Below are 1,975 nucleotides of genomic sequence, written 5' to 3' on the forward strand. Positions count from 1 at the left end.
GGGGGGGGGCGCGGGGCGCCCCGGCGCCCCCCCCCCGCCCCGCCGCGGGGGGGGGCCGGGGGGGCCGGGAGACGGACGAGGGAGCGCAGCAGGCCCGGGACCGAGCCGCGGAGCGACCGGGCGAGCGCGGGAACGTCCAGGCGTACGGCCACGGTGAGCGCGTCCGCCGCGGCCACGACCGCGTCGAGGAGGGCGAGGCCCTGCTCCGCTCCGAGGGGACGTACGCCGGCACGGGCCATCCGCTCCAGGTCGGTGGCGGTGAGATCGGCGCCCATGCCGCCGGTGGCCGGGTCCCACAGGCCCCAGGCCAGTGACACCGCGGGCTTGCCATGGGCACGGCGGTGTGCGGCGAGGGCGTCCAGGTAGGCGTTGGCGGCGGCGTAGTTGGCCTGTCCGCCGCCGCCCAGCACGCCGGCGGCGGACGAGAAGAGCACGAACGCCTCGAGATCCTGGGTGAGTTCGTGCAGATGCCGGGCGGCCTCCGCCTTGGGGGCGCGGCCGCGCCGCAGCTGGGCCGGGGTGAGCCGCGCCAGGGTGGCGTCGTCGACCACACCCGCCGTGTGCACGACCGCGGTGATGCCGGGGTGTGTCGTCAGCAGCGCGGCGAGCGCGTCCCGGTCGGCGACGTCGCAGGCGGCGACGGTGACATCGGCGCCCGACTCCCTCAGTTCTTCGGCGAGTTCGGTGGAGCCGGGGGCGTCGGGACCGCGCCTGCTCGTGAGGACCAGGCTTCGTACGCCGTGCTCGGCGACCAGATGGCGGGCGACCAGGGCGCCGAGACCGCCGGTGCCGCCGGTGACCAGGACGGTGCCGGTGGTCGGCCAGGCCGGCTCCGGCCCGGCCGCCGTCGTGCGCCGCACCAGGCGTGGCGCGAGCAAGGTGCCGCCCCGCAGGGCGAGTTCGTCCTCGTCGGAAGTGAGGACGGAGGCGGAGAGCGGCTCTCCGTCCGTGTCGATGTCGATCAGCAGCAGGCGCCCCGGGTACTCGGTCCGGGCCGCCCGGACCAGTCCGGTGACCGCGGCCTGGCCGAGGTCGGTGACGTCCTCACCGGGCGCGGTGGCCACGGCGCCCCGGGTGACCAGGAGCAGCCGCTCGTCGGGCGCGGCCCGCTCCAGCCACTCCTGGAGCGCCTCGAGGACGACGGTCGCGGCCTCGGTGGGTGTGCTCGCGGCCGGGGCGGTCAGCGCGGACCAGCCGGCCGTGGTCAGGGCCTCCGCGTGGCCGGGCTCGGGCAGCCGCAGCGGCTCCCCTGCCTCGGTGTGCGGCATCTCGGTCACGGTCCACTCGACGCCGTACTCCGCGTCGCCCACGCGCGCCGCACCCTGCGCCCCCGCCACTGGCACCGGCCTCAGGGCGAGCGTCCCGACGGACAGCACTGGCTGCCCGTCCGGGTCGGCGGCGTCCAGGGTGACGGCACCGGGTGCGGTGGCGGCCACCCTCACGCGCAGGGTACGGGCACCGGTGGCGTGCAGGGTGACGTCGGACCAGGAGAACGGCAGCCAGGCCGAACCGGGTTCGGGCGCGGGCAGCAGCTCCCCCGCGGCGATGGAGTGCAGGGCCGCGTCGAGGAGGGCGGGATGGATGCCATAGCCGTCGGTCTCGGCGCCCTCGGGCAGCGTCACCTCGGCGCAGACCGTGTCCCCGTCGCGCCAGGTACTCGTGAGGCCCTGGAAAAGTGGGCCGTATTCGAGGCCCAGAGCGGCGAGGCCGGTGTAGAGGTGCTCCGTGCCGAGCGGCCGGGCGCCCGCCGGCGGCCAGGCGAGGGGGGGCGGGGGCCCCCCCGGCCCCGCCCCCCCCAGGGCCCCCCCCGGCGGGCCGGGGGCGGGGCCCCCCGCCCCCCCCCCCGCCCCACCCACCCCCCCGCCCGTGCGCCGCGGGGGGGGGCGGGGGGGCGGGCCCCCGCCACGTTCGGTGGCGAAGACCACCTCGTGACCGGCCGCCGTGAGCAGCCGCCAGGGCACGGCCACCTCGGTCA

The 1,975-nt window shown here is 78.4% G+C and carries 1 protein-coding gene; it reads right to left on the bottom strand.

Going from position 1 to position 1,975, the window contains the following annotated elements; genetic code table 11:
• The coding region (locus ACFW2E_RS45935) for an SDR family oxidoreductase (RefSeq protein ID WP_384477889.1) at positions 1-1,961 on the bottom strand (1,961 nt) is incomplete at its 3' end.
• Positions 1,962-1,975: the final 14 nt, after the last annotated feature.

This window comes from Streptomyces sp. NPDC058964 (assembly GCF_042741275.1).
Classification (GTDB): Bacteria; Actinomycetota; Actinomycetes; order Streptomycetales; family Streptomycetaceae; genus Streptomyces.